The sequence below is a fragment of the Acetobacter pasteurianus subsp. pasteurianus LMG 1262 = NBRC 106471 genome (assembly GCF_000285275.1).
Lineage (GTDB): Bacteria > Pseudomonadota > Alphaproteobacteria > Acetobacterales > Acetobacteraceae > Acetobacter > Acetobacter pasteurianus.
This window is the reverse complement of sequence record NZ_CADO01000030.1, coordinates 19635-34734: the sequence shown is the minus strand read 5'-3', so window position 1 is coordinate 34734 and position 15100 is coordinate 19635. Positions and strand designations below refer to the sequence as shown.

Annotated in this window: 15 protein-coding genes, 1 tRNA gene and 1 pseudogene; 9 read left to right on the top strand and 8 right to left on the bottom strand. The window is 51.8% G+C overall.

What is annotated here, in order from left to right:
- The 5 genes and pseudogenes from APA10_RS15575 to APA10_RS07430 form a co-directional block, all read right to left on the bottom strand.
- On the bottom strand, nt 1–80 hold an 80-nt coding region (locus APA10_RS15575), incomplete at its 3' end, for a hypothetical protein (protein ID WP_408734813.1).
- Nucleotides 81–109: 29 nt separating this feature from the next.
- Nucleotides 110–1030: pseudogene (locus tag APA10_RS07445) on the bottom strand (1-deoxy-D-xylulose-5-phosphate synthase N-terminal domain-containing protein); the annotation flags it as partial.
- 4 nt (nt 1031–1034) lie between these two features.
- Nucleotides 1035–1973 (bottom strand): polyprenyl synthetase family protein, encoded by a 939-nt coding sequence (locus APA10_RS07440; RefSeq protein WP_035366464.1) that lies wholly within the window; start codon nt 1971–1973, stop codon nt 1035–1037.
- Nucleotide 1974: 1 nt separating this feature from the next.
- Nucleotides 1975–2229 (bottom strand): exodeoxyribonuclease VII small subunit, encoded by a 255-nt coding sequence (locus tag APA10_RS07435; RefSeq protein ID WP_003630879.1) that lies wholly within the window; start codon nt 2227–2229, stop codon nt 1975–1977.
- Nucleotides 2230–2300: 71 nt separating this feature from the next.
- Nucleotides 2301–2552, bottom strand: coding sequence for a sulfurtransferase TusA family protein (locus tag APA10_RS07430; RefSeq protein WP_003625422.1), 252 nt, complete (start codon nt 2550–2552; stop codon nt 2301–2303).
- 114 nt (nt 2553–2666) lie between these two features.
- Between APA10_RS07430 and APA10_RS07425 the strand changes: the two genes are divergently transcribed.
- Entirely contained in the window at nt 2667–3560 is an 894-nt protein-coding gene (locus APA10_RS07425; protein ID WP_003630885.1) for an ROK family protein, read from the top strand.
- 26 nt (nt 3561–3586) lie between these two features.
- Here APA10_RS07425 and APA10_RS07420 read toward each other — a convergent pair whose 3' ends face one another.
- Nucleotides 3587–4378 carry an RlmE family RNA methyltransferase gene (locus APA10_RS07420; protein ID WP_003625426.1) on the bottom strand — a complete coding sequence of 264 codons (792 nt, stop codon included), beginning with the start codon at nt 4376–4378 and terminating at the stop codon, nt 3587–3589.
- Nucleotides 4375–5619, bottom strand: a complete 1245-nt coding sequence (locus tag APA10_RS07415; RefSeq protein WP_174714325.1) for a Ppx/GppA phosphatase family protein — start codon at nt 5617–5619, stop codon at nt 4375–4377. Before APA10_RS07415 ends, APA10_RS07420 begins: the two co-directional genes overlap by 4 nt.
- Nucleotides 5620–5692: 73 nt before the next feature.
- Here APA10_RS07415 and APA10_RS07410 point away from each other — a divergent pair.
- From APA10_RS07410 to APA10_RS07385, 6 genes are all read left to right on the top strand, one after another.
- Nucleotides 5693–5766: transfer RNA gene (locus APA10_RS07410), tRNA-Gln, on the top strand.
- 382 nt (nt 5767–6148) lie between these two features.
- Nucleotides 6149–9202 (top strand): formate dehydrogenase-N subunit alpha, encoded by a 3054-nt coding sequence (gene fdnG / locus APA10_RS07405; protein ID WP_080587126.1) that lies wholly within the window; start codon nt 6149–6151, stop codon nt 9200–9202.
- 9 nt (nt 9203–9211) lie between these two features.
- Nucleotides 9212–10147 (top strand): formate dehydrogenase subunit beta, encoded by a 936-nt coding sequence (gene fdxH, locus APA10_RS07400; RefSeq protein WP_003630888.1) that lies wholly within the window; start codon nt 9212–9214, stop codon nt 10145–10147.
- Nucleotides 10147–10800 (top strand): formate dehydrogenase subunit gamma, encoded by a 654-nt coding sequence (locus APA10_RS07395; protein WP_003630890.1) that lies wholly within the window; start codon nt 10147–10149, stop codon nt 10798–10800. Before fdxH ends, APA10_RS07395 begins: the two co-directional genes overlap by 1 nt.
- A complete protein-coding gene (fdhE, locus tag APA10_RS07390) occupies nt 10800–11720 on the top strand; it encodes a formate dehydrogenase accessory protein FdhE (RefSeq protein WP_035367408.1) in 921 nt (306 codons plus the stop codon). The genes APA10_RS07395 and fdhE overlap by 1 nt, the downstream gene beginning before the upstream one ends.
- Nucleotides 11721–11727: 7 nt before the next feature.
- Nucleotides 11728–12987: a molybdopterin molybdotransferase MoeA gene (locus tag APA10_RS07385; RefSeq protein WP_003630410.1), complete on the top strand. Its 1260-nt coding sequence runs from the start codon at nt 11728–11730 to the stop codon at nt 12985–12987.
- Nucleotide 12988: 1 nt separating this feature from the next.
- Here the strand turns inward: APA10_RS07385 and mobB are convergent, their stop codons facing one another.
- Entirely contained in the window at nt 12989–13513 is a 525-nt protein-coding gene (gene mobB, locus APA10_RS07380) for a molybdopterin-guanine dinucleotide biosynthesis protein B (protein ID WP_003630411.1), read from the bottom strand.
- A 96-nt stretch (nt 13514–13609) separates the two neighbouring features.
- Between mobB and mobA the strand changes: the two genes are divergently transcribed.
- Together mobA and fdhD are read left to right on the top strand one after the other, a co-directional pair.
- On the top strand, nt 13610–14239 hold the full coding sequence (gene mobA / locus APA10_RS07375) for a molybdenum cofactor guanylyltransferase (protein WP_003630413.1): 630 nt from the start codon (nt 13610–13612) through the stop codon (nt 14237–14239).
- On the top strand, nt 14239–15069 hold the full coding sequence (fdhD, locus tag APA10_RS07370; protein WP_003630415.1) for a formate dehydrogenase accessory sulfurtransferase FdhD: 831 nt from the start codon (nt 14239–14241) through the stop codon (nt 15067–15069). Before mobA ends, fdhD begins: the two co-directional genes overlap by 1 nt.
- Nucleotides 15070–15100: the final 31 nt, after the last annotated feature.

Here is a 15100-nt window from a genome sequence, read left to right as displayed (position 1 = left end):
GGGGCAATGGACATCTCGTTGTCGTTCAGGATGACAATCAGCCGTTCCGCACCGGGACCAGCCACGGCGGCGTTGTTCATGGCCTCATACGCCATACCGGCGGAAATGGAAAGCCATGGCCTTTTTCCGTGATGACATGCAGCATGATGGGGCCGTTATCCGTATCGCGCAGGTTGCGCAGGATAGAGACCAGCTGCGGCAGGTCATGCCCATCTACGGGGCCAACGTAGTAAAAGCCCAGTTCTTCAAACAGCGTGCCGCCGGTGATCATGCCGCGGGCATATTCATCGGCCTTGCGGGCCGTGCGTTCCACAGGGGCGGGCAGTTTTTTCACGAACTTGCCAGCCAGTTCACGCAGGCCCATGAACTTGCGGGAAGACATCAGGCGCGACAGGTAGTTCGACATCGCCCCCACAGGTGGGGCAATGGACATCTCGTTGTCGTTCAGGATGACAATCAGCCGTTCCGCACCGGGGCCAGCCACGGCGGCGTTGTTCATGGCCTCATACGCCATACCGGCGGAAATGGAGCCATCACCGATCACGGCAATCACATTGCGTTCGCGGTAGCTGGGGTCTTCCTCCGCCCGCAGGTGGTGGGCCACGGCCATGCCGAGTCCGGCGGAAATGGAGGTGGAGGAATGGGCTGCGCCAAACGGATCGTATTTGCTTTCTGCGCGGCGGGTAAAGCCAGACAGGCCACCCGGCTGGCGCAGGGTGCGGATACGGTCACGCCGCCCGGTCAGAATCTTGTGAGGGTAGGCCTGGTGGCCCACATCCCAGATCACCTTGTCATCCGGGGTGTCAAACACCGCATGCAGGGCAACTGTCAGCTCCACAACACCCAGAGAGGCCCCAAGGTGCCCCCCCGTGGTGGAAACCGCGTCCACCGTTTCGGCCCGCAGCTCATCCGCAACCTGCTTGAGCTGCTCAACCGAGAGATTGCGCAGGTCCGCCGGATACTCAACCCGGTCCAGCGCAGGAAAACGCCCTAACGTCGGAATCGGTGAAGTGTGGGGCTGATTGGTCATGAGTTCAGTTTTTCCGTTCGATCACATAATAGGCCAGATCACGCAGACGATCTGCCTGTGCACCAAAGGGTTCCAGATCGGCAATGGCTTCTTCTGTTACGCGCAGAGCTTCTGCTTTGGCGCCTTCAATGCCCAGCAGGGCCACAAAGGTAGACTTGCCTGAAGCTTCATCCTTACCTGCAGTCTTGCCCAGCTCTTCTGCCGTGGCTGTTGCATCCAGCACGTCATCTGCAATCTGGAAGGCAGCGCCAATATTTGCACCATAGGAACGCAGACGGCGGCGCAGATCAGGGGAAGCTTGTCCCAGAATGGCACCGGATTCTGCGGAGTAACGGATCAGGCAACCGGTTTTCAGTGCGTGAAGATGGCGGACTTCTTCAAGCGGAAGGGCGCGGCCTTCGCCTTCCATATCAATCATCTGGCCGCCAACCATGCCAGCTGCGCCTGAGGCTTCAGCAAAGGCGGAAATCAGATCAATACGCACATTTGCATCTGTATGGGTCTGACTGGCAGCCAGAATTTCAAATGCTTTGGTTTGAAGGGCATCTCCGGCCAGAATGGCTGTGGCCTCATCAAACTTGCGATGCGCGGAAGGCTGGCCCCGGCGCATATCATCATCGTCCATGGCAGGGAGATCATCATGCACCAAAGAGTAAGCGTGCAGCATTTCAACTGAGGCAGCTACGCGCGCGGACTGACTTTCTGGAACACCAAAAAGGCTGGCCGTTACAATGGCAAGATAACCACGTAACCGCTTGCCGCCCCCAAGTGTTGCGTAGCGCATAGCTTCGATCAGCCGCGCATCGCCTCCGGTTGTGAGGGGGAGCAAGGTATCAATCGTGTGTTCAATAACGCGGGCGCGGGCCCCCATATCCTGCTTGAGCAGGGCGCCATTATCTGATGCACGATTGATAGAGGGGTGTGTCGGGTTTGTCATCGACATCTCAGTCCATAGGTTTCATGTTCAGCGTTCCATCAGACCGCTGCACGATCGCCTGCACGCGGGCCTCAGCCTCGCTAAGCTTGGCCTCACAATGTTGCCGTAGGGCAGCCCCGCGTTCATAGGCCGTAATTGCATCTTCCAGCTTTAGCTGCCCACCTTCCAAGCCGCGCACGATTTTTTCCAGCTCGGAAAGCGCATCTTCGAAAGACAGTGATTTGATGTTGTCCGACATGGCGCGGGGGTTCCTATCCGTCATGAGGGGCAGGCAATAGCCCGATATGCAGGGGTCTGCCAAGTCTTGGATGGTGTGTGGCTGGCAGGATTTTTTTAGTTTGGCTTATTTGCGGGCGCGCTGGCGCGGCATTTTACGGTAAAACAGAATACACTGTTTTCATCCGTAAAGGCGATCAGGGCGTGACCTGTTTCACGGCAGAACACCTGAAAATCGGTTATGGAAGCGCGGTCTGTTGCTAATATTCGAAGGCGTTCCCCCGGCTGCATGGTGCGGAGAACGCGGTTGGCCTTGAGCACAGGAAGTGGACAATTAAGCCCGCGTGCGTCAAGAACAGTTTCATTCATCTTGGCTGGTTCCTGGCGTAGGAGGTTGTGGCATGTTGTTTGCAAAGTGTGCCACTTTCTTTTGCAGCAGGAAACGTTCTGTTAAAAGTTTAATAAAAACAGCAGGTTAAAAGTATGTCGGACTACCGTCTGGGAATCGATATTGGGGGCACCAAGATCGAAATAGTCGCTCTTGATGCCGAAGGGCAGGTGGTTTTGCGGCATCGTGTTGGCAACCCTGGCACGTATAAGGGCCTGCTGAGTGACGTGAAAAAACTGGTTGATGATGCGCATGCCCGCACAAACCCATATGCCACTGTTGGGGTGGGTATTCCTGGTGCGGTGGATGCGCATACCCGCCTTGTAAAAAATGCGAATGCGACATGGCTGAACGGCCAACCCTTTGCTGATGATTTGCAGGATGTTTTGGGTTTTCCCGTTCGTGTTGAAAATGATGCCAACTGCTTTGCGCTGTCAGAAGCAACCGATGGAGCAGCGGCCGGATGCCATGTGGTATTCGGTGTGATTCTTGGTTCTGGCATGGGTGGCGGCATTATTGTTGAGGGCAAACCTTTAAAAGGCTTGCATGATATTGCTGGAGAATGGGGACACACACCCTTGCCGTGGGTGAGGGAAGATGAATTCCCTATGCCAAAATGTTTTTGCGGTAATTCTGGCTGTCTGGAGCGATTTTTGTGCGGTCCCGCTTTGGCTGAATCATGGAAAGGCCCAGGGAACCGTAGTGTGCAGGGCATTGAGGATGCAGCAGCATATGGTGACGCAGCAGCCCAGCGCGCCTTGGATTTGTATGTAGATAGACTAGGCCGCGCTTGCGCGCTTATCGTGAATATTCTTGATCCAGATGCAATTGTTCTGGGTGGCGGGGTATCAAACCTCAATTGCCTTTATGAGCGCGTGCCGGATGTGATGAAGCGCTACGTCATTACGCCTGAGTGCAATACCAAATTGTTGAAAAACAAGCATGGTGACAGTTCAGGCGTAAGAGGCGCAGCTTGGCTTTGGGGCTAAGATAAAAGCGGCAGACCGCGTAGAATCTACGCGGTCTGTGTGTTGATGCGGTCTGGACGAAATCCGGTTGCAACCACGTAAAGCTCACTGGAATCTTTACGGCTTGCAGGAGGTTTGGCGTGGCGAACCTGTGTGAAAGCTTGCTTCATAGTGTTGAGCATGGCTTTTTCGGAGCCCCCCTGAAACACTTTGGCAACAAAACCACCACCTTCTGCCAGAATATCAAAGGCAAAGTGCAAGGCTTCTTCTGCCAACCCAATAATCCGCACATGGTCTGTTGGAGCATGGCCTGTTGTGTTGGGGGCCATGTCAGAGACAACCAGATCAGCTTTGCCGCCCAGCATCGAAATAAGGCGCGCATCCATTTCTGGGTCCGTAAAATCGCCTTCAATAATTTCTGCGCCAGCTACAGGTTCTACGGGCAGAAGATCTACCCCGACCACCTGTGAGGCGCCGCGTTTGACCAGAACCTGTGTCCACCCACCAGGAGCAGCGCCAAGGTCTACAATACGCATACCGGGACGGATAAGGTGGAAGCGATCATCAAGTTCAATCAGCTTGAACGCCGCGCGTGAACGCCAGCCCTGTTTGTGTGCTGCCTGCACGTAAGGGTCATTCAGTTGCCGGGAGAGCCAGCGTTGCTGGGCGGTTGTGCGCCCACGTGCGGTGCGTAATGAAACTGATTGTGCCCGCATTTTTTGCGGGGCATCAGAATCATTTTGCACCAAGCGGCTGCCTGGCGTTGCGCTGCTTTTGCGGGCACGGCCAGGTACGCGCAACGTGGAACTGCCTGTGGGGCGGTTTTTCTTTTCAGTCATAAGCCTGTTGCCTGCATGGAGTGGCGAAGGTGAGGGGGAATGGATAAAGACGCACGATTGCGGCGAGAAGCCATGCCCGATTTGCCGCGGATCATACGCAAAACCATGCCATCGCGCAGCCCTCTGTCTGCAACAATAATATCTTCTACCGGCCAGACATCGTGAATGGCCTCAAATATGGCACAGCCAGGCAAAACAAAAGGTGCCCGATCTGGGCCAATACAGGGGTGTCGGGCAATGCCATCAGCCCCCATTTTTTGTAAAGTGCGCACAGCCAGTCTGGCACTGGCTGCCGGAAGCAGGGAACCATCTACGGCTGCACGTGCATAGCGCGGCAGGTTTAGGATAAGGCTGGCAAGCGTTGTAACTGTGCCACTAGTGCCGATCAGCCGTGTTTGCTTACGCCGGATTTCCGGCCTGATCCGATAGACGTTCTCGAACTCACGCAAGTGATGGCGCGTGTGCTCCACCATTTTTCGGTAAGCGCGATCATCCGTGCTGTATGCGTGCCCAAACTGCTCGGAAAGCGTGATGACACCAACCGGCAGGCTGAGATAGCCAATCAGTTCTTCTGTCTGGCGCGTGGAATCCGTGCGCACCCATGCAATTTCAGTTGAGCCTCCACCAATATCAAACAGCAAGGCCCGATTGCGCGGCGGCCCAAAGCGCGGATTGTGCAGCAGATTGGCGCAGCTTTCTACCGCAAGGCTGGCTTCTTCCCGCCCGGAAATAATCTTGATATCAAAACCCGTACGCTGGTGGACCTGTTGAAGAAAGGTTTTTCCGTTTTCTGCACGCCGACAGGCTTCCGTTGCCACGGCACGGATTTCTCTCACCGGCCATCTGCTTAAACGATCTGCACATGTCTGTAGTGCTTCCATGGTACGTTCCATGGCAGCTTTATGCAGTTTTCCGGTATGATGCAGACCTTCTCCAAGCCGCACCATACGGCTATAACTATCTACAACCCTAAATCCACCCGCGGTTTGGGTTGCAACCATTAAGCGGCAGTTATTTGTTCCCAGATCGAGCGCGGCAAAAAGATCTTCCTCTCCACTAAAGGGTGGAGAGGCCGACACAAATCTGCCAGACCGGCCGGTCCAGGAGGGGGGACGATCCATCTGTCCGGTCCTTAAACAAGAGGTTAAACCATATTGTTTCTTATTTTGGGCTCTCACGCGCAGGGAGCAAGACAAATATGTGACAAAATGAAAATTCTTTTGGAAAAAGGGGTTGCGCACCCCAAAACAGAATGCTAGATGAGCCTCACCGAACGGGAACGCTCTTTAAGAGCTTCTGTAAGGCCCAGTTTGCTGGGGGATAGTTTAGCGGTAGAACTACCGGCTCTGACCCGGTCAGCCCTGGTTCGAATCCAGGTCCCCCAGCCAATTTTTCCTTATAAAATATTATTCTAACGTGAGCGTAGTAGTTCTCGGCATCATCTTTTGTTGGTGCGGTGGAATGGTGTGTTTTCTACGTTAAGTTTTGAGTATAGACACACAATATCATTTAGAAATCGGAATTATTTTTCTGTTTCTATGTATGATGCTCCGCCTGTATTTTTATCACTGCTTATATTCTGTTTTTAATTTAATGTTTTAATTTAAGTATTCAGTGCCCTGTGCAGTGTTCATTCAAGTTGTTGTGTGTCTGTATATTTATAAATATAGTTAAAATCTAAAATAATGTGATCCGGATCAAAGACGCTCCATTAAGGAAAATGTAGATAACCTTCATTCTGTTTTTTAATAAAACATCAGGGTGGTTTACATGGCCTTGGGGCGCAGAGAGTTTTTGCGGAATACTGGCGCGTGTGTGGCGGGTGCCAGTGCGGTTGCGCTTGGTTTTGTGCCGCCAGTTAAAGCTTTGGCACAGGAAACGCGCCAATACAAACTGCTGCGCGCCAAGGAAACCCGCAACAACTGTACTTATTGTTCTGTTGGGTGCGGTTTACTTATGTATTCTCTGGGGGATGGCGCTAAAAATGCCAAGCCCAGCATTTTCCATATTGAAGGTGATCCAGACCATCCAGTCAGCCGAGGCTCTTTGTGCCCGAAGGGCGCGGGGTTGGTGGATTTCATTCACAGTGAAACGCGCCTGCAATATCCTTCTTATCGCGCACCCGGCAGCCGAGAATGGAAGCGTATAAGCTGGGAAGAGGCGACTGACCGCATTGCGCGCCTTTTGAAGGATGATCGGGATAAAAACTTTATCCAGCGGAATGAAAAAGGCGAGCTGGTTAATCGCTGGCTGAGTACAGGTATGCTGGCATCTTCTGCGGCCAGTAATGAAACCGGGCTGCTGGATTTTAAGTTTGCGCGGGCGTTGGGTATTCTGGGGCTAGATTGTCAGGCGCGGCTCTGTCATGCCCCTACGGTTTCTGCGCTGGGTGCCAGCTTTGGTCGTGGCGCAATGACCAACAATTGGGTGGATATCAAAAACGCCAACGTTGTTCTGATTATGGGTGGTAACCCGGCAGAAGCACATCCTGTTGGTTTTAAATGGGTTATGGAAGCCAAAACCCGTAATGCCGCACAGGTTATGGTGGTTGACCCTCGGTTTAACCGAAGCGCAGCAGTTGCAGATTTTTATGCGCCAATTCGTGCCGGTTCTGATGCCGCTTTTATGCTGGGCGTTATTAACTATCTGCTGACGCATGATAAAATTCAGCATGAATATGTAAAAGCATACACAAACGCCGCGCTGATAGTGCGCGAAGACTTTGATTTTCATGAAGGTTTATTCTCGGGGTATGATGCTGCTACGCGCAGTTACGCTACAACCTCGTGGGATTATGAGCGTGATGAACAGGGCTTCGCCAAGCAGGACCCTACATTCCAGCATCCACGTTGCGTTCTAAATCTTTTGCGCAACTATACCAGCCGCTACACACCAGAACTTGTTTCTCAGATTACAGGCACGCCGGAAAAAGATTTCCTGCATGTGTGTGAAACTCTGGCATCTACCAGTGTGCCAGATCGCACATCTACATTCCTGTTTGCGTTGGGCTGGACACACCATACCAATGGATCTCAGATCATCCGTGCTGCATCTATGGTGCAAATGTTGCTGGGTAATGTGGGGATGCCCGGTGGCGGCCTGAATGCTCTGCGCGGGCATTCGAACATTCAGGGTTATACAGACCTCGGGCTGCTTTCAACGCGTCTGCCTGGGTATATGAATCTGCCTAAAGACAGCCAGCAAACATTGGATGCTTACCTGCAAGCAGTCACTCCGAAGGCAGATGAACCCAAGGAAGTAAATTACTGGCATAATGCGCCCAAGTTTTTTGTAAGCCTGATGAAAACCCTATGGGGAGATCACGCCACAGCTTCCAATAACTGGGGATATGATTGGCTGCCAAAGTGGGACCGCAGTTACGATATGCTGGCCTATTTTGAGCGTATGCAGCAAGGCAAGGTCAACGGTTACATTGCACAGGGCTTTAACCCGCTTGCGGCCATGCCAGATAAAAACCGTATGCGCGATGGCTTGGCCAAGTTGCGTTTCCTCGTCATCATAGATCCGCTAGATACAGAAACATCCAATTTCTGGCAGAACGAGGGCGTTTACAATGATGTAAGGCCCGAAGATATCCAGACAGAAGTGTTCCGTTTACCTTCTTCCTGTTTTGCAGAAGAAAACGGCTCGGTGGTCAATTCCGCGCGTTGGCTGCAGTGGCATTATGCTGGCACCCAGCCACCGGGAGAGGCTTGGAACGACGGGCGTATTCTGGGCACCATCTTCACCAAGCTACGCGCCCTGTATGCGAAGGAGGGTGGCGTATGCCCAGAACCCGTTCTGAACATGCAGTGGAACTATCGGGATCCGGAAGATCCCACGCCGGAGGAAGTGGCGAAGGAAGCCAACGGTTATGCCTTGGCGGATATTCAGGATGCCACAGGCAAGGTGGTTGTAAAAAAAGGGGAGTTGCTGCCTGATTTCTCCGTGCTGAAAGATGATGGCACAACAGCCAGCTATTGCTGGGTGTTCGCGGGTTCTTGGACAGAAGCCGGCAACCAGATGGCTCGGCGCGATAATACAGATACAGGGCTTGGCAACACACCGGGTTGGGCATGGGCTTGGCCTGCAAACAGGCGCTTGCTTTACAATCGTGCATCGTTGGATCCGCAAGGCCGTCCGTGGGATCCGCACCGCAAGATTATTGAATGGAATGGCCAGCGTTGGGGGGGGGCGGATGTGCCTGATTACCCACTTACATCGCCGCCAGGCAGCGGTGTTGGGCCGTTTATTATGCAAAGTGAAGGTATGGGCCGTCTGTTTGCAGGGGCATCGTTGGTGGATGGACCTTTCCCCGAACATTATGAACCAACAGAAAGCCCGGTATTGGCCCCGGCGTTGGGCAGCAAAGTGCGGCACAACCCGGTGGCCCGGCAGTTTGCCGATGAAATACCGCGTATGGGTAATCCTTCAGAGTTTCCATATGTAGCCACAACGTACTCCATTACGGAGCTGTTCCGGCACTGGACAAAGCATTCGCACCTTAACGCCATTATGCAGCCAGAGCAGTTTGTAGAAATTGGTGAACGTCTGGCGGGCAAGCTTGGTGTTTCCGCCGGTGACACGGTGCGGGTATCTTCCCGCCGAGGGTATATCGAGGCCAAGGCCGTAGTTACAAAGCGGCTCAAACGCCTGAATGTGATGGGGCAGGAAGTCGATCAGGTTGGGGTGCCCTGCCATTGGGGCTTTAAGGGCGCCACGCGTAAAGGCTTTTTAGCCAATACGCTGACACCAGCCATGGGCGATGCAAATTCCCAAACGCCAGAATTCAAGGCCTTCCTTGTTAATGTTGAAAAAGTCTGAGGTGCGCTGATGAGCATGCAGTCACAGGACATCATTCGCCGTTCCGCCACCAATGGGCTTACACCGTCACCTCAGGCACGGCGGCATGAGCAGGAAGTTGCCAAGCTGATAGACGTTTCCCTCTGCACAGGATGCAAGGGATGCCAGGTTGCCTGTTCGGAATGGAATGATCTGCGAGATGAGGTAGGTCACAACGTAGGAGTGTATGATAACCCTGCAGACCTGACAGCAGAAACATGGACCGTCATCCGCTTTGATGAGGTGGAGGATGAAGGTGGCAAGCTGGAATGGTTGCTGCGCAAAGAAGGCTGCATGCATTGCGAGGACCCGGGCTGCCTGAAGGCTTGCCCAAGCCCTGGTGCTATTTTGCAGTTTGCCAATGGTATTGTGGATTTTCAGTCTGAACAGTGCATTGGCTGTGGGTACTGCATTGCTGGCTGCCCATTTGATATTCCGCGCATCAACTCAAAAGATAACAAGGCGTATAAATGCACCTTGTGTGCAGATAGGGTTGCCGTAGGGCAGGAGCCCGCTTGCGTAAAAACCTGCCCGACTGGCGCTATATCCTTTGGTTCCAAAGCGGAAATGAAGGATCTGGCACAAACCCGAGTGGAAGACCTGAAAAGCCGCGGGCATGAAGGCGCAGGATTATATGATCCACCAGGTGTAGGCGGCACGCACGTTATGTATGTGCTGACGCATGCCGATAATCCAACTCTTTACCACAGGCTACCAGCCGAACCTCATATCAGCCCGGTTGTGCGTGGTTGGAAGGAATGGCTGAAACCGGCAGGGGCGCTTGGATTTATTGCCACATTGGCAGGGGCCTTTGCGCATTACATGGCTGTCGGCCCCAATAGCACGGATGAAACAGCACCAGAGGTTCCTGAAAAGGAATTGGTAGAGGCTGGCGAAAAGCCGGACCAAAACCGGAGGGATGCGTAATGGATACTAAAAATCTTGTTCTGCGCACAAAGTTTATGGACCGGCTCTGCCATTGGACAATGGTTGCCTGTTTTTTTCTGGTCGCGCTTTCTGGGATCTCGTGGTTTTTTCCTAGCCTGAACTGGCTTGGTTATGTGCTTGGGCCACCGCAGATGGCGCGGCTGCTGCACCCGTTTCTGGGCATCACAGTTTTTGTATTGCTAATGTGCATGTGCGTGCGCTTTGTGCACCATAATCTGTTTGTGCGCACGGATATCACGTGGTTTCGTCATATTGTTGATGTGCTGATGAACAAGCATGGCGAGAAACTGCAGATTGGCAAATACAATGCCGGGCAGAAGATACTGTTCTGGGGCATTATGTCACTGATCAGCCTGCTGCTTGTAAGTGGGTTAATGATCTGGCGTGCCTATTTTGCCATGTATTTTCCCATTCCCGTGGTGCGGCTGGCTTTGCTGGCGCATTCTGTTGCCGGGCTTGGGCTTATCCTCCTAGTGCTTGGGCATATCTATATGGGCATATGGGTGCGGGGTTCTATTGGGGGCATGGTTACAGGTTACGTATCCCGTGCATGGGCGCGGCAGCATCATGATCGGTGGTATGAAGAGGAAATATTGCCTGCTGAAACATCTTCTGCAAAACGGCCACACTAATGCGTTCTGAAACCGATATTGTTCCGCTGGATAAACGCACACCCGGCGTGCAGGCTATTGAGCCACTGATTTTTCCGGTGCTGGAAGCTGTATATACACGCAGGGAAAAACGGCTCCGCTTGCTGGCAGAACAACTGGGTGAAGCGGAGGGGGGATATTTTAAGTTCCTCTCTTGTCTTGTTGAAGCGCAGCAGATTTTGAAACATATGCCACTTGGTGCAGCAGATGTTTCTGCTATTCGTGCTGTGCCAAAACAGGGGAGTGATCAAGATCACCTTGAAAAACTGTTGCTGGAGATACCATCATGGCAACAGGCATTTTTATTTTTGGTGCAGCAGGTAGGTTGTGTTGTACCAGAAACAACGCGTACAATGTTGGAAGAGTGTGGGCAGGATATTCCAGCTTTAACAAAGCAGGCTGCCAGCTTGTTGTGTGGAGAGTATGCTCAGGTTGATGCCGGGTTGGCTGTTGTAATCTGGGCTGCTCTGTCTGTTTGTTGGGCACAGGCTGTGGAGCAGGATCAGGAACATATTCAGCAGGCACAACCTGCTGGAGAGGCCAGATTGTGCCCATGTTGTGGTGCCCAACCGGTAGCTAGCCTTGTATTGGGGGGAGACCGTGAAGGCCTGCGTTACCTTCAGTGCAGTTTGTGTGAGACACGTTGGCACAGAGTGCGTGGTATCTGTGTGGAATGTGGTGCATCCGCCCATCTTGAACACTGGACATTTGAAGATTTGAAAGCCCCGCTTCAGGCGGAAAGCTGCGGAGATTGCAAAACATATCTGAAGGTTTTTCGGTTGGATTATGATCCAGAACTAGACGCCCTTGCAGATGATCTGGGTAGCTTTGCTTTGGATACCGCCGTGGTGCAGCAGGGGTTTGTGCGTGCTGGCTTAAATCCATTCTCATTTCCGGGGTAATGGCTGTATGGTTGGTTCTTTATTAGCCTCAGCTGTTTCAGAACAAACATACAGGGCACCAGATATGGTGGCGTATGATGAAGCGCAGGCGCTTCTTGCGGCCTGTATGCAAAATATACCATTACTTGCAACAGAATTTGTATCTATCGCGCAGGCATCTGGGCGCGTTCTTGCTGAGGATATAAGGGCGGTGATGCCTCGCCCAGAAGCTGATATTTCAGCAATGGATGGATATGCATTCCGTTGTGCAGATATGGAAGAGGCGGGCAGCGTTGGCTTGCCTCTTGCCGGACAGATAGCTGCAGGTGATGCCCCGCCACCCTTGGAAAAAGGTGTTGCTTACAGCATTCTTACTGGAGCGCGTATTCCTGCAGGGGCAGATTGTGTTGTGGCTCAGGAGCGCACATCCATAACGGATGGACATGTGTATTTGCTGGAACAGAATGCCAGAAATGGTTTGAACATTCGCCGGAGTGGGGAGGAGTTCTGTAAAGGCGATATATTGCTTGAGCATGGCCAAAAGCTGGATTGGCGGCATCTGCCTCTATTGGCGCACCAAGGTAAAGAACAGGTATCTGTCTATAAACGTCCGAAGATTTGTGTTGTGGCCAATGGAGCAGAGTTTGGTGCAACAGCAACAGATGCACGAACGGAACTGAATACGCAGCTATTGGCAACAATGCTGCAAAGCGAGGGCGCGCTCGTCACACGTTATGTGTGTGGGTCAGACAGTATGGAGGATTTACACAAGGTCCTTCATCAATGTGCGCAGGAAGCTGATATTCTCATTACCACGGGTGGTATTTCTGTTGGGCAGACGGATCATGTTCTGCCTGTTCTCAGGCAGATGGGGGGAAAATGTTTATTTCGACGCGTTAAAATGCGCCCAGGCAAGCCTATAACAGTTATGCAACTGGGCCAGAAAATGGTGTTCTGTTTGCCAGGAAATCCGGGCGCAGCAGCTATATGTGCACAATTGTTTGTCGTGCCATTTTTGCGTGGTCTGATGGGTGAAAAGCAGGAGAAAAATGCAAGTATGCTCATAGAAGGGCAAAGCAGTTTTTCTTATGTTGCAGCATCAGATACCACCTGTTTTCTTCCTGTGCATTTTATAGAAGATAAGGGAGAAAACCTTATTAACCTTGTGCCGTCTGTCGGAGCTTCTGATATTCTTTGTCTTACACGGGCTACCGGTCTTGTAAAAATATCGGCGGGTCAATCCCTGCAGGCTGGAGAAATGTGCAAAATGATACCTTTTGCAGTGTAGTTCATACTTTGAACGCGTAAGCGTGCTTACGGATATATGCTGCAATAGCCATTGTATCATTCAGATCCAGAGCCGTGAGGTTGTCTGGAACATTGGGGATGTTAGGCTTGTCTGATGCGACAGCAATAATACTCGGCGTTTGTGGGTATAAAGGGTCTTTTCCTATAGTGGGTCTCCATACTTCCAGGCAGATAGGTATGGTTGCATGAAAGCCTTCTACCAGCACCAGATCGACAGGCTGCATGCACTGGAGCAAATCAGATATGGTGGGGAGGGTATTGCATTCGTGTTGAAGCACCCATCGTTCAGGGGTGGCGAGCATAACTTCTGCAGCGCCATTTTGCCTATGAACAAAGGTATCTTTTCCGGGCTTGTCCATGTCTACACCATGATGCGTATGTTTGATGGTTGAGACACGCAAACCAAGATGACAAAATGCAGGAAGTAATCGTGATATCAAATGCGTTTTGCCAGACCCACTACGGCCGATAATGCCAAAAATAAGCTGCGTGCGTTGAGACATCATGTTTGCAAAACCGATAAGAGATCTAAAAGCCTTTAGATTTTAGAATGAGAAAAACGTAAAAACCAGAAAGATATTTTCAAAAATGGTGGAGCAGGCATGAAAATAGCAGGGCTGGTGTTGGCAGGTGGGCAGGCAAGCCGAATGCATGGGCAGGATAAGGCTTTTTTAGATACAGGAAAGGGTCTTTGTTTAGATCATGTTTTTGCACGCTTGCAGCAGGAATGTAGCGCCGTAGCGATTAGTGCTAATGGTGATTCTGCACGGTTTGGTGCATGGCAATGTCCGATTTTACCAGACTGTGTGCATGATGTCGGGCCATTGGCTGGTGTGTTAAGCGGCTTGGAATGGGCAGAAAAGAATGGGTACAATACACTCATAACCATACCGGTAGATACACCGTTCATTCCTGCCGGGCTTGTGGCAGCACTTATGCCTGCGCCATCGTATGCGTGTTGTGGCGGGCAGTCTCATCCATTGGTAGCTGCATGGCCGGTTTCTGCCAGGCCTGTGTTGGCAGCGCAGTTATCTTTTCTGACTCAGGAAAATAAAAAGCGCCAAACGCGTGTGCGTACATTGGCAAATACCTTGGGCGCGCGGGCTATAGATTTTCCTCTGATAGAGGGGATGGATCCTTTCATGAATATCAACACGCCTCAAGATCTCATGCTTGCGCAAAAATATTGCGCTTCTGTGCACAATGTTGATGCTGCAAAAGGCAATGGCTGATGACGGAAGATATATCCTTTTCTGTAGCGCTTCCGTGTGATGCGGAACGGATAAGCTGGCCGCAAGGGCATGAAAACACGGATATTACGCGAGAGCACAATACATTTCTGGTAGCAGAAGAAGCGCCACTTGCTCTGGTATATAATGGTATTGATTATGCGGTCATGATGATAACACCGCATGATATAGATGATTTTGTTGCGGGTTTTTCTTTTACAGAAGATATTATTTCTTCCGTTTCAGATTTACGGCACATAAAGATAACAGCACAACCTGATGGCTTACGTGCTGATGTGCGGGTAAATGCCGAAGCCTTACGCAAAGTGCTGGCACGCACGCGCCGCCCGATAGCTGGTCGGACGGGATGCGGAATTTGTGGTGCCGACATGGAGAGCGTAACAAACCGCAAAATATGTAGCGTAACAGGGCGGGAGCCTGATGCAGGGGCAATCCATAAAGCATTAGAAAATTTAAGAAGCCATCAGGTTTTAAATAAAGGCGTAGGTATGTTGCATGCAGCAGCATGGTGCCTACCTAATGGCCACATTGTGCATGTGAGAGAAGATGTTGGCCGCCATAATGCTTTGGATAAACTGATAGGTTATGGGCTAAAGCAGCAATTAGATTTCACGCAGGGATTTTGTTTTTTAACAAGCCGCTGTTCTTATGAGATGGCGGCAAAAGCCATTGCAGCGGGCATGTCTGCTGTGGTGTCGCTTTCTGCACCTACTGCACTTGCAGTGCGCACGGCACGTGCTGCAGGATTGGTGTTGATTTCTCCTGCACGTACAACTGGTATGTATATGGTTTCTCCTGTCCCTCAGAATTGAGAGGGCATCTGATAGGGCAGGAGGGATAATT

Excerpts from the sequence above, each read along its gene's own strand:
- APA10_RS07440 (WP_035366464.1), bottom strand. The coding sequence starts at position 1,973 with ATGTCGATGACAAACCCGACACACCCCTCTATCAATCGTGCATCAGAT.
- APA10_RS07385 (WP_003630410.1), top strand. The coding sequence starts at position 11,728 with ATGGTTGGTTCTTTATTAGCCTCAGCTGTTTCAGAACAAACATACAGG.
- APA10_RS07395 (WP_003630890.1), top strand. The coding sequence starts at position 10,147 with ATGGATACTAAAAATCTTGTTCTGCGCACAAAGTTTATGGACCGGCTC.
- fdnG (WP_080587126.1), top strand. The coding sequence starts at position 6,149 with ATGGCCTTGGGGCGCAGAGAGTTTTTGCGGAATACTGGCGCGTGTGTG.
- APA10_RS07435 (WP_003630879.1), bottom strand. The coding sequence starts at position 2,229 with ATGACGGATAGGAACCCCCGCGCCATGTCGGACAACATCAAATCACTG.
- mobB (WP_003630411.1), bottom strand. The coding sequence starts at position 13,513 with ATGATGTCTCAACGCACGCAGCTTATTTTTGGCATTATCGGCCGTAGT.
- fdhD (WP_003630415.1), top strand. The coding sequence starts at position 14,239 with ATGACGGAAGATATATCCTTTTCTGTAGCGCTTCCGTGTGATGCGGAA.
- APA10_RS07425 (WP_003630885.1), top strand. The coding sequence starts at position 2,667 with ATGTCGGACTACCGTCTGGGAATCGATATTGGGGGCACCAAGATCGAA.
- APA10_RS07430 (WP_003625422.1), bottom strand. The coding sequence starts at position 2,552 with ATGAATGAAACTGTTCTTGACGCACGCGGGCTTAATTGTCCACTTCCT.
- APA10_RS07420 (WP_003625426.1), bottom strand. The coding sequence starts at position 4,378 with ATGACTGAAAAGAAAAACCGCCCCACAGGCAGTTCCACGTTGCGCGTA.
- mobA (WP_003630413.1), top strand. The coding sequence starts at position 13,610 with ATGAAAATAGCAGGGCTGGTGTTGGCAGGTGGGCAGGCAAGCCGAATG.
- fdxH (WP_003630888.1), top strand. The coding sequence starts at position 9,212 with ATGAGCATGCAGTCACAGGACATCATTCGCCGTTCCGCCACCAATGGG.
- fdhE (WP_035367408.1), top strand. The coding sequence starts at position 10,800 with ATGCGTTCTGAAACCGATATTGTTCCGCTGGATAAACGCACACCCGGC.